We start from the raw sequence: 24,686 nt of genomic DNA, 5'->3' as shown, positions 1-24,686 counted from the left end.
GATGGGTGCGTAATCCTGCCAGTCGGGGTGCCGGAAATCACCTCGACGCAGAAAGAACCAAAACCGCGGGAAGAACCAGCCGGAATAGCTTTAAAATCTATAACTTCTCCGGCTCCCGCTCCTTCTTCAAAACCGTACTGCCCGGCACCCCGACTCAACGGCTCGAACTACGGGTCAAATATAGCACAGGGATGATCCCGAGCAAACGAAAAATCGCAACATAATGGGTCATTCCGTAATACAGATACTATATATAGTGAATCCTAAGATTTGGACATCCGACGAAATTCTTCGTAATCATCCGGGGAATTCAGGTCAAGCAGGTCCGTGTCGGAAAAGCCTCCCTCCGCTGCTGTCAACTGCCGGACGCGCAGGCCTGGTTCGTCGAGCAGGCTGACCATGCGATGCATGCCGGAGCGCAGGTTGCGTTCGACAACCGGCAGGCAGGTGCGGCGGTAAACGGCGCAAACCGGATGAAGACCACCGTCGGGTGTAATAGGAATGACAGCGTCAAAACCGGGAGAACTTTCAATGATATTACGGAGAAGAACTGCGGAAACACGGGGAAGATCGCAGGCAAGAACGAGCATCAGGGGGCGCTGACTATGAAGCATTGCTGCATGCAGTCCTGCCATGGGGCCGCTGCCGGCGTAAATGTCCAGGACTATCGGCAGACCGAGGGGGGTGTAGGCCGATGGATCGTTGGCAGACAGGAGCACCTGGTCGGTGAGGGTGCGCAAGCGGGCCGCAAGAAGTTGAGCAACGGATTTTCCTCCCACGCGCAGGAATGCTTTGTCGAAACCCATCCGGCAACTCTGCCCCCCTGCAAGCAGCACGGCCGCCAGATCCGGGTACAAGCCGCCCCCTGGGTACATATTGGAACCATTCATGAGCAGTCACAGTATCAGGGGAAGGGCATCGAGATCAATGAGGCGTGACGATTGTCGGTGACGAACGCCATTTCCTCATTCCGCAGTCGTAATGCGTAATTCATTCTTTGGCCGACTTGACCGTGTTCAAAGACGGGTTCTATACTTAGACGTCATTATTGTCGGTACGATTTCCGCGAAGTTCCCTCGGAAAGGTGCTTCTCGCAATGACAAAAAAATGGGTTCTGGCGGCAGTCATCATTCTCTCGCTGCCGCTGCCCGGCAATGTCTGGGCCCAAACTGGATTTTTTCGCATCGAGGATCTGCGTCCCGGAATGAAGGGGATCGGCAAGACCTGTTACCAGGGCAGCAGGCCGGAGGAATTTCAGGTCGAGATCCTTGGCGTCATGCGCCACATGAGTCCCGGCGGGGATGCCGTACTCGCGCGCTTGACGGGCGGCCCACTGCTGCAGACCGGAGTTTTCGAAGGGATGAGCGGCAGCCCCGTTTTTATTGACGGGAAGCTTTTGGGGGCGGTCGCTTTTTCTTTCCCGTTTGCCAAGGAGGCCGTCGCCGGAATCACGCCGATCACCCAGATGGTGGGTGCATTTACAGGAGCGCCGGATGTCAGCCCCTCGGGGCTCAAGGTCATTCTCAAAAAGAGCATGCTTTGGAAGTACCAATTGCCGGCGCCTGAATGGCAGAGTTCTGTGCCGGAGCTGGAGGTTACGCCGCTGGACGCAAGATCCCAGCCCGCTCTGACGCCCTTTGCCGGGCATGCGTTGCTTCCGATCGCAACCCCGCTCAGCCTGGGCGGATTCAGTGCCGAGACATTGCGGACGTTTGCGCCTCAATTCCGCGCGTTCGGGCTTTCAGTCTTGCAGGGATCCGGAGGCGCAACCTTGCAGGCGGGCGGTTCTGCTCAGCAATCTCCGGCATCCGACAGTGCGTCTCTCGAGCCGGGTTCCAATCTCGTCATCCCGCTGGTTCACGGTGACTTCGATGTTTCCGCGGGAGGCACGGTCACCTACATCGACGGCAAGAAGCTCTATGCCTTTGGTCACCCGCTCTTCAATCTCGGCTTCAGCCAGCTGCCGATGTACAAAGGAAAGGTCATTACAGTTTTTCCCAGTCTGCAGAGTTCCTTCAAGATTCTTGAGACCACTGATCCTGTCGGCACGCTCCTGCAGGATCGGAGCCTGGGGGTCTATGGCCTTCTGGGCGAGCAGACCAAGACGATTCCGATGAGCATCCGCATAGCCACGAGCCGGGGCGTCAAGAAGACCTGGAACTATGAGATCGTCCAGGATCGCCTGCTCACGCCTCTTCTGCTCAATCTGACGATATTCGAGACCGTCAATTCGACCGAAAGAGCCATGGGGGTTTCCACGATCAGGATAAAGGGCATGATCAGCCTGAAAGGGGAGCAGCCGATCGAACTCGAGAACCGCTTTTCATCCGACAGTAGCTCGTCTGCCAACGCCGCAATGTCGATTGCGGCGCCCGTGAACTTCCTCTTGGCGTCGGGCTACAAAAACCTGCAGTTCGAAAACATCGATCTGGACATCTCGGCTGTGGAGGACGACCGGGCCGCGGTGCTGGACTCACTCAGGATGGATCGCTCAGAGCTCAAGGCGGGGGAGTTCTTCAATCTCGAAGTGGTCTGCCAGAGAGCGAACGGAGAGGTCATCAAGGACTCATATCCCGTGAAAGTACCTGTCGGGATCACCCCGGGCCCGCTTTCGGTGTTCGTGGCCGACGGTACTACGATCATGGAAATGGATGCACGCGAGCAGGGCGAGGATTTGATACCGCGCGACCTGACGCAGGTGATCAAGTTCATCAATAACCTGCGCAAAAACGACCGTCTTTATCTGCGCATGTTCAGGCGCGAGGCGGGGGCAGTGATCAACGGCGAAGGCCTTCCGGGCTTGCCTCCGTCCATCCTCTCGATTCTCAGATCTGAACGCAACACCGGCAGCATGAGCCCGCTGCAGACGCTTCCTTTGCTGGAGTACGAATTCCCCCCCAGCAACTATGTCATTTCCGGGTCGAAGCTGCTGAACCTCGTGATCAAACCGTAACCGGGAGATGCCCTCGGCTGCTGCCGGCCTTGAATCTGCTCTCCGGACCCGGCATGGGGGTCTCCCGGACTTTGACAATCGGAGCCACTGATGCGATACCGAGGCCTGATCTTTCTGATATCCCTGCTGGCATTCTCCTGCGCCCTGTCGGCGGTCACGCCGCAGTTCTGGGAGAATTTCACCCAGGACGACCTGCTGAAAGGAACGCTGACACGCGTCTCCCTGGGTCCGGAAAGCAAGCTATTCCTGGCGCCGGCGTACGACATGTTTTTCGACACAAGCCAGCCCTATATTTTTTCCATGGTACGCGACAAGGCAGGGAACCTCTATCTCGGGACCGGCCACGAGGGGAAGGTCTTCAAGGTCGATCCGCAGGGCAAAGGAAGCCTGTACTTCCAGTCAAAGGAGCTGGATGTGTTTGCCCTGGCGCTTGATTCCGCCGGCACCCTTTATGTCGGCACCTCCCCGGACGGCAAGGTTTACAAGGTCACAGGCCCGAATCAGTCGACGGAGTTCTGCAATCCGGAAGATAAATACATCTGGGCGCTCCTCTGCGACGATGCCGGCAGCCTCTATGTCGGGACCGGCGGTAAGGGTGCGATCCACAAGGTCAGCCGCAGCGGCGAGAAGTCGGCTTTCTACAAGCCGGATGACACCAACGTCATGTGCCTGATGCGCGAAAGCAACGGCAACCTGCTGGCGGGCACGTCCCCGGGCGGCCTGATCATCGAAATCAACGCTCAAGGCAAGGGATTCACCCTGTTGGACACACCCCAGGAAGAAATTCGCGCGCTGGCCGTGGATCGGTTCGGCACCATCTATGCCGCAGCCGCCAGTTCGAAGGCTGGCCCCAAGACGGGAAGTTCGGGCGCATCCATACCGGCGACCGGCGCGGCTTTGCCCGTGGCTTCGATTCAAGCCCTGGCCAACCTTGCCGACAGGTCGAAGGAAACCATGGCCTCCGTGACTGCGCCCGGCGGTGGCAAAGACGCGGATGGCTCGAAGTCATCGATTTTTGCGATCTCAAAGGGTGGCAGTGCCGAGACCGTTTACAGCTCCGAAGACCGCATGGTTTACGACCTCCTGGTTCGAAGCGACGACACCCTGCTGGCAGCGACCGGCGGCAAGGGACGACTCTTGTCGATCGACACGGCCAAACAGGTCACCGTGGTGACGGATTCTCCCGAGGAACAAATGACACGGCTGGTGGCGGCGGGCGATGTGGCTTTCGTTTCCGGGAGCAATCAGGGAAAGGTCTACCGACTGCAGTCCCAGCAGGCGCAGAGCGGCAGGTTCGAATCGCGGGTCATGGATGCAAAGGTTGTGGCATCCTGGGGGAAGATCGCCTGGCGTTTCACCAATCCATCCGGAGGGAGCGTTAAGATCTCGACCCGAACGGGCAACACCGAAAAGCCTGACAGCTCCTGGAGCGAGTGGAGCGCGCCTTATTCGGCTTCCGGGCAGCAGATCACCAATCCCAAAGCGCGCTACCTGCAGTGGCGCGCCGACTTTGAGCGGGGATCGATGGCTGCGGGAAACGATTGCCTTGAGCGGATCCAGATCCCGTACCTCCAGGAAAACCTGCGGCCCCAGGTCGTCAGCATCAGCGTTCTGACCTCGGGCGTCGCGCTGCAAAAGCCTCCGGTGCTGACCGGGGGAACGATGACCCTCGGCACGGCCGCTACCAGCAGCGACGGCCAGTCGCTGAACTCACCGCGACTGCGCGGGAAGGAGTCCACTCCGCTGCCGCCGCGCCAGATCCTGCAGCCCGGGGCCCAGTCTTTCACCTGGAAGGGGACGGATGACAACGACGATGCCCTCGAATATTCCATCTATTTCAAAGGGGAAGGGGAATCGGACTGGAAGCTGCTGGCGAAGGATCTGACGGACACTTACTACACACTCGACGGCACCGCTCTCCCCGATGGCCTTTACCGGCTGAAGGTGGTGGCGAGCGACGCCCCTTCAAATCCATACGGCAAGGCTCTGATCGGTGAGCTCGTCTCCAAACCTTTCGTGATCAGCAATGCGACCCCGACCATCACGATCACAAGCCATACCATCAGCGGCAAACGGGTGGAGATCCTGTTTCACGCCAAAATTGGCGCCGGCCACATCGCCAGCGGTGAATTCTCGATTGACGGCGGCGAATGGTTCCTGGTCTTTCCGACCGATGGGATTGCGGATTCCGTGGAGGAGGACTTTCAATTGACCACCCCGGATCTCACCCCGGGCGAACACCTGATCGGACTGCGCGCGAGCGACGCCAACGGCAATACCGGCACCACGAAGCTAGTGGTGAAGATTCAGTAAGAAGAGTCAGGACGAAGAGGTTCCGGGATCGCTCTCCTGACACGCCTGTTGATTTTCATGCTCGCTTTTGTTTCTATCTCCCGACTCCTGTCTCCTGATTCCTGGCTGCCTCAGGGCAGCCACTTCAGCCCGGGTCAACGAACGATACTTACCGATTTCCAGACCTTCGAGGGTAAGCGGACCGATGCCTGTCCGCACCAGTTTCAGAACCTTGAATCCCACGGCTTCCATCATGCGCCGGACTTCCCGGTTTTTCCCTTCCTGGAGCACTACTTCCAGCCGGCTGTACTTGCCTCGGTCAACCACGCGCCGCACCGAACGCGGCCGGGCCCAATCGCCTTTTTTCATGCGCACTCCGGAGGAGAACGCCGCGATCGTCTCGTCGCTGATGATGCCGTTCAACTTGACCAGGTAAGTCTTCGCGGTTCCTGAGGCGGGATCGGAGATGAAGTTGGCAAAGTCAGTGTCATTCGTCAGCAGGAGAAGTCCGGACGTATCCCTGTCGAGACGCCCCACCGGCGTCACCCAGGGCAAGCTTTTGTCGAGGCAGTCGTAGACCGTGTTGCGCGCGCCGGGATCGCCGTGGCTCGTGATGACGCCCTTGGGCTTATAGAAGAGCAGGTAGAGCTTGCGCGCCTGTTTCACTCTCTTGCCGTCAAGATGGAATGAGTCCTCCTCAGGGCGCACCCAGACATCGGGATCCCGCACTACACGGCCATTGACCTTCACACGGCCGGTGCGAATCCACTCGCCTGCCATCGCGCGCGAAGCGAGGCCGAAGCGCGACAGCACCCGGTCGAGAGTCATCGCACTTTTCATCTTCATGTCTTGCATGTATCACACAGCGGCCATAACCTCCAGGCGAATTTGCAGCCGGGAGTCGGGGGTCAGGCACGACATCAAGCAGAAGAGTATTGATCTGCACTGCACTCCTCGCCACAATTGCACTGCACTTCACTCAAGCGATGGAGCGTCGCGCGCGAATTCAATCGCAGGTTGAAGAAGGAATTTGACGAAAAGAATATCGAGATGCCCTGCCGCCAGGTGACGATCAATATGGGACGGGACAAAAAGGGGAACGCCCCATCGCTCCATGTGATCGCCGGGACGAGGGGAAACACGAGCAGCGCCGCACAGGACCGGGGCAGGGTCGCATGACCGCTCCGCATCGGTGCGGCAGACCTTTTTCGATTGTCTGAAGACGGACAGCATCGGTTATGATCCTGCCTCTCGAAGTGAACGATCCGATTCAGGTGAAGACAGCCGCCTCCGGCTCGTATTCCAACTGTGAGAGCCGCGTCGAGGAGATTACTGCAGACGAGCTTCTCATCAGCTGGCCCACCGAAGCGGGAGAGCGCATCCCGGTTCTCGATCATCAGGTCCTGACGATCTCATTCAGCCGCTATATGAGGGTGTACGAGTTCGATGCCACAGTGCTGGACGTGATCGACGATCCGATCGCCCTCCTTGCCGTCCGCCCTTCAAGCTCGCTTCGCGTTATCCAACGGCGGGACGATGTCAGAATCCGGGCACTCGCTCCCGTCGAATTGACCGCAAGAGTTGTCGGGCTCGCGCGCTACAAAGATGCGCACACCCGCTCCCACCGCATCAGGAGTGAAACGACCAACATCAGCGCCGGAGGATTCACCATCCGTCATCCCGGGCCGATCGCCGTCGGCGCCATCTTCGAGGTCAAGTTGACCCTGCCGGGCGAGGACCGTCAACCGTTGGAGATGAGCGCGCGGGTCGTGCGCTGCCGACCTGTGACTGAGTCCGACGCACAACCGTCCGCATATGATGTGGGATTAGCTTTTACGCGCATCCCCGAGGCAGTGCGTGCGCGCGTCGTCCGGTTCGTTTTCGGCGCCCAGCGCGAGGAACGCCTCGAAGAGTGATGGAGTGTCCCGGACCGGGTCTTCCGAATCCGCTTCTCATATTGCCCCAGTTTCATTGCTTACCGGAGATCGGACTCGCCTGACTTGGCAATCTGCAATTGGCTTCATGGTGGGGTTTTTCACCCGACAATAGGTGAACCTCAACAACTACTATTTGCTTAATAATGAAACACCCGTGAGTCGGCAGGTGCGCTGTCCATGCAGGGAGATTCAGACGCCCGTTGTCATGCGGTGCTATAACACATTTTAATGCTTGGTATTGTTGCCTTTATGGATGTCTGACCTGTTTGCTTGCGAGTCCATTGTTGCCTGCCCCGGCGCATTCCCTCGCTTGGTGGTTTGATTCGTGCTTACATTTTCCGTTTACCAAGTTGGCGCCTATCCCCTTGTGTCTGGTTTGTGCCGGTATGTTGCTGGAACGGACGCCATCGGGTGAAGGGCATTAGATCTGGAATGAGACCGAGAACTCTCCTGTGGCTGTTTATGGCTGTCTTGTCTTTCCCTGCCTGCGCCGCCGCGCAGAAGGTGGAAGACTGCCTGATGTGCCATGACAGCAAGGACCTGACGACGCAGCGCGACGGCAAGGCAGTTTCCTTATACGTGGACGGCAAGAAGTTTTCGGGGTCGGTCCACGGCTCGCTCACCTGCGTCGACTGTCACAGTGACCTGCAAAACAAGGAATTGCCGCACGAAGAGAAGCTGGCCAAAGTTGCCTGCGGCAATTGCCACGCCGATGAGCAGAAGCTACACGCCGAATCCCGCCATGGAAAAGCGGTCGCGCGTGGTGATCCGCTGGCGCCGCGCTGCAAGGACTGCCATGGCAATCACGACATACTCCCGGTGAAGGACCCAGGCTCAGCCGTCGCTCCGGGGCGCATCCCCTATGTGTGCGGGAAATGCCACCAGGAAGGCACGCTGGTTCAGCGTCAACGGGAGATCCACGAGTCGAACATTCTCGAGAACTACTCGGAAAGCATGCATGGCGAGGCCCTGCTCAAGAAAGGGCTTACGGTGACGGCGACATGCGTCTCATGCCACACGGCGCACCAGATTCTGCCTTTCACCGACTCGCGCTCCTCGATCGCCCGCAAGAACATTGCCGCCACCTGCACGAAATGCCACGCCCAGATTGAAGCGGTGCATCGGAAGGTGATCAAGGGGGAGCTGTGGGAGAAAGAACTACACGTGCTTCCGGCATGCGTCGACTGCCACCAGCCGCACAAGGTCAGGCATGTATTTTACGATCAGGGGATGGCCAACGCGGAGTGCCTCCGCTGCCACGAAGGCAAGGGCATCAAGTCCTCGAAAGACGGGCGGCCGCTAACCGTCGATGCCTCCGAGTTGAGCCATTCGATGCACGTGAAGCAGGCCTGCAGCCAGTGCCACATCGGAGTCAGCCCGTCGCGCCTCCGCCCCTGCGAGACGATCACGCAGAAGGTTGACTGCGGCTCCTGCCACCCGGAAGTGGTGCAGCAGTACCAGCAGAGCACGCACGGACAGCTCTTTGCCAGGAAGGATCCCAACGCGCCCACGTGCCTGGAGTGCCACGGCACTCACAATGTTCACGGCAAGGGGGATCCCACGTCCGCCACATTTCCGACCAATGTCCCGGTCCTATGCGCGCGCTGCCATCGCCAGGGGCAGAAGGCGGCGGTGCGTTACACGGGGAGTGAGCTGGAAATCGTGGAACGGTACACGGAAAGCATTCACGGCAAGGGCCTGCTGAAGAGCGGTCTGGTAGTCACGGCCATGTGTACCAACTGCCACACAGCCCATCGTGTGCTCCCGCACGACAATCCCGATTCGAGCGTCAATCCGAAGAATGTCCCCGCCACATGCGGCAAATGTCACAATGGCATCCAGGAGCAGTTCGAGCACAGCGTTCACTCCCGCAAGGTCACCAAGACCGGTGCCGCGCTTCCGGTCTGCAACGACTGCCACAGCGCGCACACGATCAGCCGCACCGACAACGAGGGCTTCAAACTCACCATCATGGGCCAGTGCGGCAAGTGCCATGAGGCAATTGCGAAGACTTATTTCGACACCTACCATGGGAAGGTCTCGCAGCTGGGGTACACGAAAACTGCCAAGTGCTACGACTGTCACGGCGCGCACGACATTCTGAAGGTCTCGGATCCCCGTTCGCATCTCAGCCGGGTAAACGTGGTCGCGACCTGCCAGAAGTGCCATCCGGGCGCGACGCGTCGCTTCGCCGGCTACCTGACGCACGCAACGCACCACGATCCGGCCAAGTACCCCTGGCTGTTCTGGACCTTCTGGGGCATGACCGGTCTGCTCATCGGCACGTTCACGATGGGAGGAGCGCACACGCTGCTATGGCTGCCGCGCGCCCTGCAGATGCGCAGAGCAAACGGCCGCGCCCACGCAGCGTCCGAGGCCACCGAGTATCTGCGTTTCACGCGTCTGAATCGCCTTCTTCACGCCACGATGATCGTGAGCTTCATGAGCCTGGCGTTGACCGGTCTCACCCTGAAGTTCTCCTACACTGCCTGGGCATCGGTGGTGTCGCACATGCTCGGGGGGTTCGAGTCGGCCGGCTACATTCACCGTGTGGCGGCTTCCATTATGGTGGGCGTTTTCATCACCCACATTACTGACCTGGTGCGCCGCAAGCGCCGGGAGCACAAATCATGGCGCAGCATGCTTTTCGGACCGGACACGATGCTGCCGACCCTCAAGGATCTGGGTGAGTTCATCGGCTCGATCAAATGGTTCGTGGGGTTGGGTGAGCGCCCGCGCTTCGGTCGGTGGACTTACTGGGAGAAATTCGACTACTTTGCGGTCTTCTGGGGGGTCGCCGTCATCGGATCAACCGGCATGACGCTCTGGTTTCCGGAATTTTTCACCCGGTTCCTGCCCGGCTGGTCTCTTAACGTGGCCACGATCATCCACAGTGACGAGGCGCTGCTGGCAACCGGCTTCATCTTCACGGTCCATTTCTTCAACACGCACCTGCGTCCCGAGAAATTTCCCATGGACATCGTGGTCTTCACCGGGCGCATGTCTCTTGAGGAATTCCGCAACGACAAGCCTGCCGAATACGAGGCCCTGGTGAAGAGCGGCGAACTCGAGAAGCATCTGGTCGAGCCCTATCCTCCCGTCGTGGTCAAGACCATCCGGTTCTTCGCCTGGGGAGCGCTCGCCCTCGGATTCAGCATGGTGATATGGATCGTCTATGCAATGTTGTTTGCATACCGGTAATCCCATTCGCGGGCACATGGGATGACCGGGTTGTTATAACCGGCAATGGGTGGAAAAAGCGTTTATGAAAGCGGCCTGTAACGTTCTTTGGGTCTCTGTTCTGCTCCTGGCTCTTGCTGGCTCCAGCTTCGGCCAATCCAATGAGGACTGTCTCGCGTGCCACAGCCAGGCCGGCATGGTCAAGCAGAAAAAGGGGCAAGAAGTCGAGCTATACGTCGACAAGGACATCCTTGCGCAATCGGCTCATGAATCGCTGGGTTGCGTCGACTGCCACCAGGGATTCAATCCTGCCAGGATCCCGCATGCGAAAGTCATCAAGCCGGTCCAGTGCCAGACATGCCACGACGCCGGCACCTATGACAAGAGCATACACGGGGCGGCTCTCGGACCGGAAGGCTGCGGTGCTTGCCACGGCACGCACAATATCCTTTCCCCCAAAAACCCGGACTCGCGGGTCAATCGCGCCCATGTCGTCGGCACATGCGGCAAGTGCCACCAGGACGAAGACGAGCGTTATTCCCGTTCCACACATGGCGCGTCTCTCGCCAGCGGGGCCAAAGGGGCCCCTTCCTGTGTGGACTGCCATGGGGCCCATGCCATTGTCCCCATCACGGACCCACAATCGGTGCTCTACAAGACCAAAGAGCCTGCGGTCTGTTTGAAATGCCATCTCGACAACCCGCAGGTGCGCCAGCAGGTGGGACTGTCTGCAGGCTTCATCGGCGGATATGAGGAAAGCATTCACGGCGTAACGCTCGCGAGGGGGGATCTGAAGGCCCCGAGCTGCAGCAGCTGCCACGGCGCCCACGACATGGCAATCGGGAGCAATCCGAAGTCATTCGTCAGCAAGTTCAAGGTCCCCGACACCTGTGGCAAGTGCCACCCCCAGGTAGTCACGGCTTATTACGAGAGCATTCACGGGAAAGCGCTCAAGGCAGGGAATCAGGAGGCGCCCAACTGCACCGACTGCCACGGCGAGCATCAGATTTTCGCTCCCAACGATTCACGTTCCCGCGTGGCCGGTAGAAATGTCTCCGCCCGTGTCTGCGCTGAGTGCCACAACTCCGTGATGCTCACTCAAAAGTATGGACTGGCTTCGCAGCGTTTCACGTCGTTCGAAGACAGCTATCACGGCCTGGCCTCAAAGGAGGGCGTAGTACAGGTGGCCAATTGTGCCAGTTGTCACGGCTATCATAACATCAAGCCTTCGTCAGACCCGTCTTCCACCATCAACAAAGCCAACCTTCCGGCCACTTGCGGGAAGTGCCACCAGGGCGCCAACGAGAACTTCACCAGGGGCGCTGTTCACCTCCTCATCGCCCCCGCCACCGAACCGATCCTCTATTGGATCCGGGCGTTTTATGTCGGGCTCATCCTGGTGATCATCGGCGGGATGATCGCGCACAACCTCCTCGATTTTACCCACAAGTCGAAGCACCGCTTCGCCCTGCGCCGCGGCCTGGTCGCAGGGGAACATTTCAGCCCAACCCAGTACCTGCGCATGTCGGTGAGCGAGCGCATTCAGCACGCCACTCTGGCGATTTCCTTCATCACCCTCGTGATTACCGGGTTTATGTTGAAGTTCCCCGACGCCTGGTGGGTAGTCCCGGTCCGGCAGTGGAATGAAAGAATGTTCGCCGTGCGCGGCATCGTGCATCGCGTTGCCGGCGTTGTCTTGATCGGCGTCAGCATCTATCACCTCTACTACATATTTGGCGTCTCCCGGGGCAAGCAACTGATCCGCGACCTGCTGCCGAAACTGCTCGATGTGCGCGAGCTTTGGGGTATGGCCAAGTATTACCTTGGCCTGTCAAAGTCGAAGCCGCAGCTTGGGCGGTTTGCCTATATCGAAAAGGCGGAGTACTGGGCGCTCATTTGGGGTGTGGTCGTCATGGGGGGGACGGGGATCATCCTCTGGTTCAACAATTACTTTATCGGCCTGTTCACACTCCTGGGCTGGAATGTGGCCCAGGCAGTCCATTATTACGAAGCCTGGCTCGCTACGCTCGCCATACTGGTATGGCATTTCTATTTCGTGATCTTCAATCCCAGCGTCTATCCGCTCAACACGGCCTGCATCACCGGTACCCTGACTGAGGAGGAGATGGCTGAGGAGCACCCGCGCGAACTCGAGGAGATCCTCTCGGCGCAGATGGAGCAGGAGATCGCCGAAGAGGAAGCCGAATCGGCCGGTCATCGCTCCGCATGAGGCAGGGGTCAGGATTCGAGATTCAGAAGTTCTGCTCTTGATTTTTCCGTACAGCAAAAACAGAGCCGCCGCCAAACCTTAGGGTTTAGCGGCGGTTTCTGTTTGATAACCAGCCAATTCTTTTATCTGGCTCCTGACTCCTGGGCTTAATCGTAGACGATGATCTTACTGAAGGTGAGAACCAACGGTGAGTCTACCGCCCTGCCGTTGCGGCTGGCCGGCCTCCAGCCCGCAGTGTTGATCATGTCGATGAAATCGCTGAGCAGCGAATCGTCGGCGGGATATTCGAGGATGTTCTGAGCCTTGGCGGTTCCGCTGCGATCCACGAAGGTGAGCACCGAGACCGTGTCGTCATGGGCAGTGCGCGAAGCGCTCTGGGCGAAATTCGCCATGTACTGGTCGTTGATCCTGGGTTCGCTCGACCGGATGGGTTTTTGCGCTTCGACGGAAATAAATCCCCAAGCCCTCTGCAGATTCCTGGCCAGCTGCTCAGAGGTTCGAACCTGGGTCCATTCTACCCGTCCAGGCAACGGATTCGGCAGGCCCAGAAAAATCGGATTCATCGCAGAGGAGATCGCGATAAAAAAGACAACAGTAGCCATCACCCCCGTCAGCCGGGTGATGTACCACATTCCCTCCGTGGTCCGGATTCTGGACCACCAATACTCGAGGGCCGATTGAATGCTGTTCCTCCAGGTTTCCTGTCGGGCGCGGCTGATTCTCAAATTGACAAGGTCGTAAAGATAATCCGGGGTCTCGGTCGGCCGCAGCTTCCCGAGTGCATCCTGGAGCTTTTGATACCGAGCGAATTCCTGGCAGCAATCCGGGCACACTCTCAGGTGTTGAGCAACGCCCGCAGCGAGATCCCCCTCGAGCATCTCATCGAGGAACAACGATAACTGGCCAAGCACCTTCTCACATCTCATAACCCTTCCTCCGGCGTATTCATCCCAGAGTTCCATTGAGACGACGCTTAAGCTCCTCGCGTCCTCGCGCGATGCGCGATTTCACTGTTCCGAGTGAAATCCGTAGCAGTTCAGCTATTTCTTCGTAAGACAGGCCTTCGACATCTCTCATGATCACTGCGACTCGTTGTTGAACCGGTAGTCCTTGAAGCGAACGCTCGATCTCGAGGCGTTTTTCCTGCAGCAGGAGCGCCTCCTCAGGCGTATTGCCCGCCGACTCCAAAGACTCCGACAGCGTACGGCTGTCATCGTTGCTTAAGTGTTCGTCCAAAGATACCGTCCCGCGACGTCTGAGACGGTTCCACCAACGACAACGATTCGAGGCACGATTGATGGCAATGCGATAGATCCAGGTTTTTAGCGAAGACTCGCCACGAAAGCGATGCAGCTTGCGGAACACGGAGAAAAACACTTCCTGAGAGACATCGAGGGCTTCCTCCCGATCCCCCAGAATTCGGATTGTCAGGCTGAACACCATCGAATGGTAGCGCTTGAAGATCTCCTCAAACGCCTCGGCTACCGGGGCCTGACTCTCCTTCCGTTCCAGCGCAACGCTTTTATCTTCGTACCTGGCTATTACTAATTCATCCGGAAAACCCGTATTCATGCGACCATCCGCCACAATATGGGTTCAACCATAGCGCCAGATGTGCCTCTTCAATCATTTAGACATCGCCTGGTGCCCAAAAGTTTCCAAAATCTTCAAAAGCCTGTAACTGGTGTTGTACCAACGGTTGCCAAAAGCCGATCCAGTTCCGCGGGAGTCAGCTTCTGGGTTTTTTCCAGATAGCTGGATAAGGTCACTAGTTTCACAAGCTTAGCCTCTGGTGGAGTAGAGGCTAATAACGCCTCGAAGCGCTCCTGAACCAGGCTCGGATTCATACCCTCGGGGGACTTCTGTATCAGGGCCTGTTTGACCACATAGGCGACGATCACCGGCGCATAATAGCGGGCAATGCCGTACACCCCGACGAAAAGCAGGGCCAGAAGGCCCAGCACTGAGATGCGCTGCCCGAAAGTTTTATACATTTATCCCTTCTCAGTATACCAGATTGGGGGACAATTCGCTGTGTGCCTTGTGCTATAATCCGCTCGTTTCCGGATACCTCTCTTACGCCTATGAATTGTCCCGGGTGCCACAGTACAGAGATCGACAGTGATGGACTTTGTCTGGTCTGCGGTTTTCGGATCGGCATGTCCGGGGAACCTTTGGAGCCGGAAGCTGCCGGTCGACCGCTCGCTGAGAGCGCGGCCCCCGATGCAGCCGGATCCGAGTCCCGGGAACTTCCAGAGTGGCGCCAGGAGCTTTCGCGTCGTCTTCAGGAAATCAAGCTGAAACGCGAGGCCGGCAACGGCGGTACCGCGGCTTCCGAGGCCGCTGCCGGGGCCGAGACTGCGGAAACGCGGGAGTCCGTCGCTGAAGAACCGGAACCGCCTTCGCTCAGGCAGGCCGGTCCCCGAAAGCCTCGGCGTGCTGCGCGCATTGCGGTTCGCGATTTGCCGCCCGTGGCCGATGCCGCTGTTCCTCCCGATCAACTGTCGACCTCCCCAACCGAACCCGCAAAACCGGAGCCTCAGGCCTCGGAACCCAAACCCCTGGAGCCTCCCGTGGGGGATGTGGTAGTCCGCCCTTCAGTGGAGAAGGCGGAACTCAGCCGTAAGCAGGACATTCAGAACTTGATCGATGCCGCCGTGGCTAAGCAGGCAGCGCGTGAACAGCCGGTTGCGCCGGAGCCTAAACCGGAATCCAAACCAATGCCGGCGCCGAAGCTTGAACCGGCGCGCGGCCCGGAACCCAGGATGGCGCCAGAGCCCAGGCGGGATCGGAAGATCGAGCCCGAGCATGATCGCGAGATCAGAATCTCGCAAACGCTGCCAGGCGAGCCAAGGGAGGGCAAGCTGATCCTGCTCTCGCGCACCCTGGCCGGATTGGTAGATCTCATCATCATCGCCATATGCGCGGGTATGATAATCCTTTCAGTGGATGTTCTTGAAGGCATTGAAATGCTGGACAGCGTTAGCATGATCTACTATGCCCTCCTGTTCCTCTTGACCTATTTCGTGTACTCATTTTTCTTTCTGGGGATGGCGAGCCAGACCGTGGGCATGATGCTCACGGACTTGAGAGTAGTGGGCGCCTCGATCCGGAGTCTGAGCGCCGGCCAGATTCTCGTTCGCTGCTGCACCTTCCTTTTGGGCCTTGCGGCACTGGGTGTCGGCCTTTTGTGGGGATGCCTGGACCGCCAGTCAAGATGTCTGCACGACCGGTTTTCTCAGACGCGCGTCGTGAGAGTGATGTGGTACTAGCCTGGTTGCAGGCTTGCCGACGCAGCCCCTTCAGCGGTTGGCGAATTTATCGGCATAGGATTCCGGCAGTCCCACGATGAGGCGAACCTTCGGGCCGCGGCGCCGAATCGAAGAGTACTCGCCGTTCGATACCATCCCAAATCCGCTCTCGGACTCGCCGACTCTCTGCCCCTTCGGATACCTGTTGGCCAGCCAGGTTGACAGCGCACCGTAGAACCGGTCCGCGCTCTGCTGATCATCCCAGACGCTCTCGGCGAACACGGCGCCGTGGCTGCCCGCGTTCTCCTCAACCAGGATTACCTGGTCACCGCCCCAACCGTCGGCAGCATTTCTAGCCGACTCCTCCGGCAGGTTGAGTTTCAGAAGCAGGTAGAGCGAAAACTCACCGAGCACGTTTCTGTAAGTGACCTTCCAGTCCTTTCCCAACTGTGACGTCGGGTCCTCCACTGAGACGGGCTTGGGATTGTCGCGCCGGCCCAGGTACTTGTCGGGGTGGATGATCTGCTCGGTCGAGACCGGCAGGTCCGAGTAGATCTTGTCGACCACGGACCAGGGCTCGCCGTGGGCCCGGACCTTCTGCATAAAGGCGGTGCCATAACTGTATGGGAAAACCAGGGTTTCCCTGATATAGTCCGGAGCACTCCTGAGCACTTCGAACGGATCGTTTACCAGCGAGAGCTGCGAGCTCATGGAGGAGACCAAGTTTGGAATTTGCAGGTAGGTCATGCCTGCCGGCTCCAGGATGAAGTCGAGCATGACCGCCGTCGCGTCTCCTTCGGCGATAGCCTGGTGGGCGAGGGCCAGGTCTTCGTTATGCGACTTGCGGTCGCGCTGCTGCATACCCTTGAGATCGAAGTACTGGTCCTGGAGCGCGTGTGTCAGCTCATGGACCATCGCCGGCTTCTGTTCCTCGATCGGGAGCCATCCTGCAATGAAGTATGCTTTTTTCTCGGGATCGTAAAATCCGCCGACCTGCTCGGTAAGAAGCTTGAGTATGAATCCGGCATAGTCCATGTCGGGCGGAATCAATCCGAGTTTCTGCAGCAGGGCTCCTTCACTCTTGAGTTCGTTTTTCTCGTAATGGTCGGAGACTTCCCGGGTGATGAACTGGGAGATCTCCGCACGGGTCTTAATCCCTTTTTGGATGGGCGCCTTGGGTTCGAGATGCCGAAGACGAGCCACCGCGGGTACGAGATCGTCCGCGACCGCGAGCAGCTTTTCGGGCTGCGCGACCTCCTGCAGCAGAGCGCGGGCAATTCCGCCCGACAATAAAAACGGGATCAGGATCAGACACCAAACCAGCCGCCACCGAAAATTTCGCATCGACAACACCGCGCCAGGAAGTTGCATGCATTGAACCGTTTCCGCCGACTTCAGGCCGGCCCACTCATTGGATGATATTAGTTGCCGGCGGGGCAGTCAATGCCGGCCCCCAAAGAACCTCCACGCCCAACGATTTTCTTGACGCTCCACTTGCAAGGCTGATATCTTCTCACCCTGTTTTTTCGCTCATTCAGGTGTGGGCGGGCGCCGCATCCCGTACTCTCTCAGCCGGCGTCTTCCTACGAGAGACGCTTGAGGCAGTGCATCATGAATTTAGTTTGTATTCTGCTTTGGCTGGTTGCCGGCGGGGGACAGGCGAGAGTTTCTCCATCGCCGACCGCGATCAACCGGGCATTCAACCGATTGTACAACTGCGACTTTGCGGGGGCGCATTCGATCCTCGATGACCAGCTCCGCAGCCACGCGGATGACCCCCTTCTGTACTCTGTGCATGCCGCTGCCTACCTCTATTCCGAGTTTCACCGTCTGAGGATCCTTGAGACGGATTTCTTCGAGGACAATGACAAAGTCACCGACAGGAAGAAACTGAAGCCCGATCCGTCAGTGCGCGCACAGCTGTTTGCAATGACGGGGGAGGCAAGGAAGCGTGCTGCGGCGCGATTAGCGGTTGACCCGAAAGACCGCAACGCGATGTTCGCCCTGTGCATGGCCTCAGGCGTGGAAACGGATTACTACAGCCTGGTCGAGAAGAGATACATCCGCAGCTACTCGCTCTCCAAAGAATCCCAGCAGTACGCACGCAAGCTGCTGGCTTTGAATCCGCCCTTTTACGATGCCTATCTGACGCTCGGATCCGTGGAGTACGTCGTCGGAAATCTGAATTTCTTCTTCCGGCTTTTCATCCGCTTCGATCAGATCGATGGGAATAAGCAGAAAGCTATCGAAGAATTAAAGAAGGTGGTCGAGGGCGGCCGCTATTATCCGCCGTTTGCGAAAATCCTGCTGTCGGTGATCTATTTGCGGGAGAAGCAGCCTCAGCAGGCGCTGGCCCTGCTGAGAGAGATGGCTCGCGACTTTCCGGAAAATCCGCTGATCAAAACCGAGGTCGACCGCCTTTCGGGCGGCGTAAGCATCATGCCGCCGGCGAACGGCTCGGCAAAGTAGCCCAAGAAGCCGGCACACGACCACCGGCGGATATCGGGTTTCAGAGCCATTTGTTCTCCTGGTACCAGGAAAGCGTCTCCCGGATTCCTCTTTCCAGGGAATATTGCGGGCGGAAGCCCAATTCATCGCGGATTCGTTGTGAGGAGCAGGTCCAGGATGTCTGCAGGAACTCCCGAACCTTCTGCGAGTTGATCAGCCAGACTTTCCCCGTGAGTCGCGCACAGATGTCCCCGATTGCGCCCAAGCTCCGGGCTGCCGCAACCGGCATGCGCACGCGTTTCGGCTTCCTGACCAGGGCGCAGGCAATTGCGTCGGCCACACTGGTCCAGGTTTGAATGCATCCGTCATCCACCAGATAGGACCTTCCCACGGTGTGTTCGCTGAGAAGAACCGCAGCGACGGCGTCAGCGAGATCCTGCACATAGATCAGGGAGAGATGGTGCGCGCGCATCCCGATGAGCGGAATGATCCCTCGCCTTACAAACCTGAAGTAGACATAGAAGTCCAGGTCGCGCGGCCCGTAGACCGCGGGCGGCACGACAATGCTCACGGGAAGATCGCCCACAAAGGACTCAGCGACTCGCTGGGCGGCAAGCTTGCTCTCGCCGTAATCGCTGACCGGATGAGGGATGGAGTCTTCGGTTATGGGCCTGCCATCGGTTGACGGGCCGAGCGCTGCCAGGCTGCTGAGGTGCACGATTTTCAGGATCTTGTCCTTGCGGCGCCTGCACGCGGTGTAAAGATTCCTGGACCCGCCTTCGTTGACCCGGAAATAGCCGGCTCGCGAGGGGGCCTTGGTGAGTCCCGCACAGTGCACAACTGCGTCGACGCCTTCGATTGCCGACGCCAGAGTCTCCGCCTCCGTAACGTCTCCCGAGGCCAACTCAACGTCCAGGGGCCTGATGAAATCCAGGCGGCTGCTTTGCCTTACCAAGCAGCGGACGGCAATGCCTCGTGACCGCAGGGCATGCACTACATGTCCGCCGATAAATCCGGAAGCTCCGGTTACGAGAACTTTTCGCATCAACTATGACGCGCTGAGAGAAAAATCATACAAACGATACTTCTTGTAGACTTTAAATCCGATATTCTCCATGATCCGGTTCATGATGGCATTGTTCTCCAGGATCCAGGACATCTCTCCCCGCCAGATCCCTCTGGCCCGCGCCCTCTGATAAGTTTCGTAGTAGAAACAGGTGTCAATCCCCCGGTGCCGGAATTTCTTGAGCACTCCCATGGTTATTAAGCGCAGCGCATCGATCCTGCCTTTCTGGTGGAGGATCCTGAAAATTCCGAAGGGGAAAAGCCTGCCGTTAAGCCGGATCAGAATCTGGTTAATGTCCGGCAAGGCGAGTGAGAAACCGACCGCTTCCCCATTGACCTCGGCAATCAGGCACAGATCAGGATCGACCATCTGTTTGAGACTCCTGGCCAGATGATCGAATTCGCGCGCCGTCATGGCCACCGCTCCCCAGTTGTCCTCCCAGGCGGAGGTGTAGATGGTGCGGATCCGCTCCAGATCGGCGGCAAAGTCGTTCATGCGCAGGGAGCGGATGGTGAACTCGTGCCGGCGCCGGTTGATTTCGGCCCACCGCAGGACCTCATCCGGTATGCGTTCCTGCTTGAACTCAATGTAATAGGCGAAAAGATCCATGGCCTTCTTGAAGCCGTAGCCCTCGACCAGCCGCTCATAGTAAGGCGGGTTGTGGGGCATCAGGATCATGGCAGGCGTGCCGAATCCCTCGATGAGAAGGCCGATATCGTCGTTTACGCACAGGTTTTCGGGGCCCCGCATTGTCTCCATGCCCTGGGAGCGGAGGAAGTTCCCGGCTGCATCGAACAGGCGGTTGGCAACGGTCTGATCATCGGCACATTCAAAGAGGCCGAAAAATCCGGCATTTTCGTGGTGAGTCCGGATGTGATTGAAATTGATGACGGCCGCGATGCGGCCCACTTCATCGCCGGCTTCATCAGAGGCGAGGTAGAGCTTCACGTCCGCATGTTCGAAGAAGGGATTCTTATCAGGGTTCAGGAAGTCCCTGCGCTCAAGAATGAGCGGCGGTACCCAGTTCTTGTCATTCCGGTAAATCTTCCACGGGAGCCTGATAAATCGGTCTATGTCATTCCTGGTGACGGCCTCACGAATGATCATAGCACCCGATTCCACAGGTGATGACCCCCAAGCGTTTACCGACACGCTCGAACTTGTCAAGCGCGCAGTCAATCTGCTCAAATGAATGAGTGGCCATGAGGCTTACACGCAAGAGCGCCTGGCCAACCTCGACCCCCGGGTAGACGACTGGATTTACGAAAATACCCTCCTCCTGCAGCGCGAGCGACATTCGAAGGCATTTCAGGTCGTCCCCGACTATGACGGGCAGAATGGGTGTCACCGATTGGCCGAGGTTATAACCCATTCCTTTGAGGCTTCCCGACATACGGTGGGTGTTGTCCCAGAGTCTCTGGAGGCGCTCCGGCTCGGATTCGATGATGTCGAGGGCGGCCATAACCGCCGCCACGTTGGCGGGGGTCGGGCTGGCGCTGAATATGAGCGACCTCGAGTTGTGCTTGAGATAGTGGATGGTCGCGTTATCAGAGGCAACGAAACCGCCCTGCGACGCGAGCGATTTGCTGAAGGTGCCCATGATCAACTCCACCTTGTCGGTCAGTCCGAAATGAGAGGAAGTGCCCCTTCCTCCCTCCCCGATCACGCCGATCGCGTGAGCGTCGTCGATCATGATCATGGCATTGTACTTCTCGGCCAGCTCCACCATCGTGGGCAGATCTACGATGTCTCCATCCATGCTGAAGACCCCGTCCGCCACGATCAACTTTCCCCGTTCGTAAGGGATCGGCTTCAATACCTCCTCGAGCCCCTTCATATCGTTGTGCCTGAATCGGACGGTCTTGCCGAAGCTCAGGCGGGCGCCGTCGACGATGCTCGCATGATCCAGCTTGTCGAGCAGGACGAAATCGCCGTGCCCCACCAAGGCGGATATTACCCCCTGGTTCACCTGAAAGCCTGTGGAGTAGAGCAGCGCCGCCTCTTTCCCCACGAATGCGGCGATCTTTTCTTCACACTCGATATGAATATCAAGGGTGCCGTTCAGGAAGCGCGATCCCGCACATGCCGTCCCGTACTTGTGCAGCGCCTGGGCTGCAGCCTCCTTGACCTTAGGGTGATTGGTGAGGCCCATGTAACTGTTCGATCCGAACATCAGCAATTTGCGGCCGTCCACCGTGACTTCCGTGTCCTGCTCGGATTGGATCGGCCTGAAAAACTGATACAAACCCAAAGCCATGAGTCTTTCGGCGTCTTTGTAATTCAGAATTCGTTCTTTAATCCAATTAGAGTTCTTCATCTCGACTCCAGCCAACCAGGTACTTGCGCCCCTTGGATATCGTAGTGAATATGATCCGCCATCCTATACCGTGAAGGAATTCTTGCAAAACAGAATTTGCGCGTCAGGTGACAAATGTGCGTGAATGGTCAGGGGCTGGTTTGCATTTCCTTGAGTTTTCACGTCGCCCGCTCAGCTGTTGCTTCCAGGGGAGAATGGCGCCGGTTTCGCGGAAAGGCAAGCAAAAATAGCCTGAATGCAGGCGTTGAGCTTCTCAGAGCCGGTCTTGCATCGTGGCTTTTCCGCCCTGCCGCCGAACCCTGAAGGGATCCCGCTCGTCGCGATGTTTGAACCGGGCACGCGGCCTTGTGCGTTGTCCTCATGGCGGACAACGAGCCCGTATCAGCGGCTAAGCTGTTGCACTATAGAGCCTTATGTTGAAGAGGAGCGCTCACTTTTGCGCTTTTTTTGAATTGATTTTCGACAGGCCAGAGTGTACATTTCGGGTTTCGCATTCCCCAGGATGTGAGGCTGTGCCCCCCATGAATGACCTTTTGCCTGTGCTTGTGATGGCGCTGCTGGTAGGCGGAATTGCCGCACTCTTTGTGGCCGCCTCGACCTTTCTCGGCCCGAAGAAACGTTCCCGGATTAAGGACGAGCCTTTCGAATGTGGAATGCCGTCGGAAGGCATGGGCCACAGGCCGGTGCCCGTCCGTTTCTACCTCATGGCGCTGCTCTTTATTCTGTTTGATGTCGAACTCGCTTTCCTGTTTCCCTGGGCCGTAGTATTCCGCAGCCTGGGGATTTTCGGATTCATGGAGATGTTCATCTTTTTTCTGGTTGTCGGTGTCGGCTTTGTGTATGCATGGAAAACGGGAGCGCTCGAATGGGAGTAGAGGATCCGGCTGATAACTCGAACGACCTGCATCGGCCGTTGACGCTGCTGGCGGAGAATTTCCCTCAGGAGATTTGCGAAGCTTCCCCGTCGCATGATGAGGCCACGGCCGTCGTTTCGCCCGCCGCGCTGCGAAAAATCCTGGAGTTCTTGAAGCAGGACACGCGGCTGCTCTTTAACGTTCTCCTGGATGTCACGGCAGTCGATTACTTGGGGCGCGAGCCCAGATTTGAGGTTGTCTACCACCTGCTTTCCTTGCCTTTCAACCAGCGGCTGCGCATCAAGGTGAGACTGCAGGGCGATAAGCCAACGCTTGATTCCGCGACCTCGCTTTGGGGGAGCGCGAACTGGTTGGAGAGGGAGGTCTGGGACATGTTCGGGATCGAGTTCACGGGGCACCCGGAACTGAAGCGCATTCTCCTGTACCCGGAATTCGAAGGACATCCGCTGCGCAAGGATTATCCGATCCGCCGGCGGCAGCCGTTGATTGGACCGAAAAACTGAGGTATCGGTGTCCGATAAAGAGTTGGTTACATTCACAATTGACGGGCAGACCGTGCAGGCCGCCACAGGAACGACCGTTCTGGAGGCCGCGAGATCGATCGGCATCGAGATCCCGCATTACTGTTACCATCCCGGCCTTTCGATCGTCGGCAGTTGCCGGATGTGTCTGGTGGAAGTCGAAAAGATCCCTAAGCTTCAACCCTCGTGCGCAACCCCGATCGCCCGGGGGATGGTTGTCCGGACGCGCACGCCCGAGGTGCTTCGCAACCGTCAATCGGTCCTGGAATTTCTGCTTCTCAATCACCCGCTGGACTGTCCGGTGTGCGACCAGTCGGGAGAGTGCGAGCTGCAGAACTATTACATGGATCATGGCTGCTATGATCCGCGCTTCAATGAAAACAAGAAAAAGCGCAGGAAAGCTCTGCCGATCGGGCCGCACGTGATCCTCGATCAGGAACGCTGCATTCTCTGTACCCGGTGCGTCCGCTTTACCCAGGAGATCTCCAAGAGTGCGGAACTGGCGGTGCATGAGCGCGGGCATCTGAGCGAGATTGCCATATTTCCGGGGGCGGAGCTGGACAATCCCTACTCCGGCAATGTCGTGGATCTCTGTCCTGTTGGTGCTTTGACCGATCGCGATTTCCGTTTTCAATGCCGAGTCTGGTTTTTGGGCAGCGCTTCCTCCATCTGCCCCGGGTGCAGCCGTGGCTGCAACATCGAGATCCACTTCAACGAACGTTTCAACCCACGCTATCACAGCCGACGGGTTCATCGCCTCAAGCCCCGGTTCAACCCTGAGGTCAACCGCTACTGGATGTGCGACGAAGGCCGGTACTCGTACCACGCGATTGACGCCCCGGAGCGGCTCCGGGTTCCTTCGTTGAAGCAGGAAGGAGTTCATCGAACAGCGGGCTGGGACGAGGCGGTCGCGCGCACCGCGGTTGCCCTAAAGCGTACGGTGGAAAAGTTCGGTCCCCAGGCCGTGGCTGTGCTCGCCTCGCCGCAGATGACCAATGAAGAGCTGTTCCAGATGGACCGGCTTTTCCGTACCGGCTTGAATGTGAAGAACTTCGAGTATCGGGTTCCCCAGCGCGAGGTCGGCTACTCGGACGGCTTCCTGGTTACAGCCGATAAGAATCCGAATGCGTTCGGTGCGGAGGTAATGGGTTTTGCCGGCGCCGGAAGCGACAAATTGCTCCAGGCTTGCGCCGAAGGCCAAGTTCGTTTCCTCTACATCTGCCATCACGACCTGACCCGGGGCCACGACGCCAATCTGGCAGGCAATGCCTTGGCAAACCTGGATTTTGTTGCCTTTCACGGTGCCTTCGCGCACGCTACGGCCGGCATGGCAGATGTCCAGCTGCCCAGCGCCCTCTATGCCGAAAAGACCGGGACGTTTACCAATTTCCAGGGGCGGGTCCAGCGCATCCATGCCGCAATTCCACCGCTGGAGCAGTCTCTGCCGGACCTGGAAATCTTTGCGCAGCTTGCGGCCGCGCTGGGAGTGGCGCTGCCCGTCGTATCCGCGGAGCAGGTGTTCCAGGAGATTGGAACCCGGTTTCTGGCTTTTGCGGGAATGGACTACGCGACCGTAGGCGAATCGGGTCAAATGCTCAAGTTGGGGTAAATGGCTG

The 24,686-nt window shown here is 58.2% G+C and carries 19 protein-coding genes; 10 read left to right on the top strand and 9 right to left on the bottom strand.

The features are described from left to right. Positions 1-263: 263 nt before the first annotated feature. The gene (locus LAP85_18755) at positions 264-890 is read right to left on the bottom strand and encodes a molybdenum cofactor guanylyltransferase (GenBank protein MBZ5498444.1); all 627 of its coding nucleotides are present in this window, start codon (positions 888-890) and stop codon (positions 264-266) included. 206 nt (positions 891-1,096) lie between these two features. Here LAP85_18755 and LAP85_18750 point away from each other — a divergent pair, with 206 nt between their 5' ends. Both LAP85_18750 and LAP85_18745 read left to right on the top strand, forming a co-directional pair. After that, positions 1,097-2,953: a hypothetical protein gene (locus LAP85_18750; protein ID MBZ5498443.1), complete on the top strand. Its 1,857-nt coding sequence runs from the start codon at positions 1,097-1,099 to the stop codon at positions 2,951-2,953. A gap of 90 nt (positions 2,954-3,043) precedes the next feature. Further along, the gene (locus LAP85_18745) at positions 3,044-5,266 is read left to right on the top strand and encodes a hypothetical protein (protein ID MBZ5498442.1); all 2,223 of its coding nucleotides are present in this window, start codon (positions 3,044-3,046) and stop codon (positions 5,264-5,266) included. Between the two features lie 6 nt (positions 5,267-5,272). On the opposite strand, the gene LAP85_18740 is transcribed toward LAP85_18745, so the two are convergent. After that, positions 5,273-6,100: an rRNA pseudouridine synthase gene (locus LAP85_18740; GenBank protein ID MBZ5498441.1), complete on the bottom strand. Its 828-nt coding sequence runs from the start codon at positions 6,098-6,100 to the stop codon at positions 5,273-5,275. A gap of 383 nt (positions 6,101-6,483) precedes the next feature. Between LAP85_18740 and LAP85_18735 the strand changes: the two genes are divergently transcribed. From LAP85_18735 to LAP85_18725, 3 genes are all read left to right on the top strand, one after another. Then, positions 6,484-7,161, top strand: a complete 678-nt coding sequence (locus LAP85_18735; GenBank protein ID MBZ5498440.1) for a PilZ domain-containing protein — start codon at positions 6,484-6,486, stop codon at positions 7,159-7,161. A gap of 453 nt (positions 7,162-7,614) precedes the next feature. Continuing rightward, complete coding sequence (locus tag LAP85_18730) at positions 7,615-10,383, top strand: hypothetical protein (protein MBZ5498439.1); 2,769 nt, start codon at positions 7,615-7,617, stop codon at positions 10,381-10,383. A gap of 64 nt (positions 10,384-10,447) precedes the next feature. After that, on the top strand, positions 10,448-12,592 hold the full coding sequence (locus LAP85_18725; protein MBZ5498438.1) for a cytochrome b/b6 domain-containing protein: 2,145 nt from the start codon (positions 10,448-10,450) through the stop codon (positions 12,590-12,592). 146 nt (positions 12,593-12,738) lie between these two features. Here LAP85_18725 and LAP85_18720 read toward each other — a convergent pair whose 3' ends face one another. From LAP85_18720 to LAP85_18710, 3 genes are all read right to left on the bottom strand, one after another. Then, positions 12,739-13,518, bottom strand: coding sequence for a zf-HC2 domain-containing protein (locus LAP85_18720; protein MBZ5498437.1), 780 nt, complete (start codon positions 13,516-13,518; stop codon positions 12,739-12,741). Positions 13,519-13,537: 19 nt separating this feature from the next. Then, positions 13,538-14,164: a sigma-70 family RNA polymerase sigma factor gene (locus LAP85_18715; protein MBZ5498436.1), complete on the bottom strand. Its 627-nt coding sequence runs from the start codon at positions 14,162-14,164 to the stop codon at positions 13,538-13,540. 95 nt (positions 14,165-14,259) lie between these two features. Continuing rightward, complete coding sequence (locus tag LAP85_18710) at positions 14,260-14,586, bottom strand: hypothetical protein (protein ID MBZ5498435.1); 327 nt, start codon at positions 14,584-14,586, stop codon at positions 14,260-14,262. Between the two features lie 165 nt (positions 14,587-14,751). Between LAP85_18710 and LAP85_18705 the strand changes: the two genes are divergently transcribed. Further along, the gene (locus LAP85_18705) at positions 14,752-15,864 is read left to right on the top strand and encodes an RDD family protein (protein ID MBZ5498434.1); all 1,113 of its coding nucleotides are present in this window, start codon (positions 14,752-14,754) and stop codon (positions 15,862-15,864) included. 30 nt (positions 15,865-15,894) lie between these two features. Here the strand turns inward: LAP85_18705 and LAP85_18700 are convergent, their stop codons facing one another. Then, positions 15,895-17,187 carry a hypothetical protein gene (locus LAP85_18700; protein MBZ5498433.1) on the bottom strand — a complete coding sequence of 431 codons (1,293 nt, stop codon included), beginning with the start codon at positions 17,185-17,187 and terminating at the stop codon, positions 15,895-15,897. Positions 17,188-17,454: 267 nt separating this feature from the next. Here LAP85_18700 and LAP85_18695 point away from each other — a divergent pair, with 267 nt between their 5' ends. Next, the gene (locus tag LAP85_18695; protein MBZ5498432.1) at positions 17,455-18,312 is read left to right on the top strand and encodes a hypothetical protein; all 858 of its coding nucleotides are present in this window, start codon (positions 17,455-17,457) and stop codon (positions 18,310-18,312) included. 40 nt (positions 18,313-18,352) lie between these two features. Here LAP85_18695 and LAP85_18690 read toward each other — a convergent pair whose 3' ends face one another. Genes LAP85_18690 through LAP85_18680 form a run of 3 tightly spaced genes read right to left on the bottom strand, consistent with a single transcriptional unit; the run spans position 18,353 to position 21,674 of the window. Continuing rightward, the gene (locus tag LAP85_18690; protein MBZ5498431.1) at positions 18,353-19,336 is read right to left on the bottom strand and encodes an NAD-dependent epimerase/dehydratase family protein; all 984 of its coding nucleotides are present in this window, start codon (positions 19,334-19,336) and stop codon (positions 18,353-18,355) included. Between the two features lie 3 nt (positions 19,337-19,339). Next, positions 19,340-20,464: an N-acetyltransferase gene (locus LAP85_18685; protein ID MBZ5498430.1), complete on the bottom strand. Its 1,125-nt coding sequence runs from the start codon at positions 20,462-20,464 to the stop codon at positions 19,340-19,342. Beyond that, positions 20,451-21,674 carry a pyridoxal phosphate-dependent aminotransferase family protein gene (locus tag LAP85_18680; protein ID MBZ5498429.1) on the bottom strand — a complete coding sequence of 408 codons (1,224 nt, stop codon included), beginning with the start codon at positions 21,672-21,674 and terminating at the stop codon, positions 20,451-20,453. The genes LAP85_18685 and LAP85_18680 overlap by 14 nt, the downstream gene beginning before the upstream one ends. 521 nt (positions 21,675-22,195) lie before the next feature. Between LAP85_18680 and LAP85_18675 the strand changes: the two genes are divergently transcribed. The 3 genes from LAP85_18675 to LAP85_18665 are packed head-to-tail and all read left to right on the top strand — an operon-like array spanning position 22,196 to position 24,679. Further along, positions 22,196-22,549, top strand: coding sequence for an NADH-quinone oxidoreductase subunit A (locus LAP85_18675; protein MBZ5498428.1), 354 nt, complete (start codon positions 22,196-22,198; stop codon positions 22,547-22,549). Beyond that, entirely contained in the window at positions 22,540-23,052 is a 513-nt protein-coding gene (locus LAP85_18670; protein ID MBZ5498427.1) for an NADH-quinone oxidoreductase subunit C, read from the top strand. The genes LAP85_18675 and LAP85_18670 overlap by 10 nt, the downstream gene beginning before the upstream one ends. Positions 23,053-23,059: 7 nt before the next feature. Next, positions 23,060-24,679, top strand: a complete 1,620-nt coding sequence (locus LAP85_18665) for a (2Fe-2S)-binding protein (protein MBZ5498426.1) — start codon at positions 23,060-23,062, stop codon at positions 24,677-24,679. Positions 24,680-24,686 lie beyond the last annotated feature (7 nt).

This window comes from Terriglobia bacterium (assembly GCA_020072565.1).
Lineage (GTDB): Bacteria > Acidobacteriota > UBA6911 > UBA6911 > UBA6911 > JAFNAG01.
This window is presented reverse-complemented; position numbering and strand designations above follow the sequence as displayed.

Coding starts and splice junctions, on each gene's coding strand:
- LAP85_18755 (MBZ5498444.1), bottom strand. CDS start 890: ATGAATGGTTCCAATATGTACCCAGGGGGCGGCTTGTACCCGGATCTG.
- LAP85_18750 (MBZ5498443.1), top strand. CDS start 1,097: ATGACAAAAAAATGGGTTCTGGCGGCAGTCATCATTCTCTCGCTGCCG.
- LAP85_18745 (MBZ5498442.1), top strand. CDS start 3,044: ATGCGATACCGAGGCCTGATCTTTCTGATATCCCTGCTGGCATTCTCC.
- LAP85_18740 (MBZ5498441.1), bottom strand. CDS start 6,100: ATGCAAGACATGAAGATGAAAAGTGCGATGACTCTCGACCGGGTGCTG.
- LAP85_18735 (MBZ5498440.1), top strand. CDS start 6,484: ATGATCCTGCCTCTCGAAGTGAACGATCCGATTCAGGTGAAGACAGCC.
- LAP85_18730 (MBZ5498439.1), top strand. CDS start 7,615: ATGAGACCGAGAACTCTCCTGTGGCTGTTTATGGCTGTCTTGTCTTTC.
- LAP85_18725 (MBZ5498438.1), top strand. CDS start 10,448: ATGAAAGCGGCCTGTAACGTTCTTTGGGTCTCTGTTCTGCTCCTGGCT.
- LAP85_18720 (MBZ5498437.1), bottom strand. CDS start 13,518: ATGAGATGTGAGAAGGTGCTTGGCCAGTTATCGTTGTTCCTCGATGAG.
- LAP85_18715 (MBZ5498436.1), bottom strand. CDS start 14,164: ATGAATACGGGTTTTCCGGATGAATTAGTAATAGCCAGGTACGAAGAT.
- LAP85_18710 (MBZ5498435.1), bottom strand. CDS start 14,586: ATGTATAAAACTTTCGGGCAGCGCATCTCAGTGCTGGGCCTTCTGGCC.
- LAP85_18705 (MBZ5498434.1), top strand. CDS start 14,752: ATGTCCGGGGAACCTTTGGAGCCGGAAGCTGCCGGTCGACCGCTCGCT.
- LAP85_18700 (MBZ5498433.1), bottom strand. CDS start 17,187: ATGCGAAATTTTCGGTGGCGGCTGGTTTGGTGTCTGATCCTGATCCCG.
- LAP85_18695 (MBZ5498432.1), top strand. CDS start 17,455: ATGAATTTAGTTTGTATTCTGCTTTGGCTGGTTGCCGGCGGGGGACAG.
- LAP85_18690 (MBZ5498431.1), bottom strand. CDS start 19,336: ATGCGAAAAGTTCTCGTAACCGGAGCTTCCGGATTTATCGGCGGACAT.
- LAP85_18685 (MBZ5498430.1), bottom strand. CDS start 20,464: ATGATCATTCGTGAGGCCGTCACCAGGAATGACATAGACCGATTTATC.
- LAP85_18680 (MBZ5498429.1), bottom strand. CDS start 21,674: ATGAAGAACTCTAATTGGATTAAAGAACGAATTCTGAATTACAAAGAC.
- LAP85_18675 (MBZ5498428.1), top strand. CDS start 22,196: ATGAATGACCTTTTGCCTGTGCTTGTGATGGCGCTGCTGGTAGGCGGA.
- LAP85_18670 (MBZ5498427.1), top strand. CDS start 22,540: ATGGGAGTAGAGGATCCGGCTGATAACTCGAACGACCTGCATCGGCCG.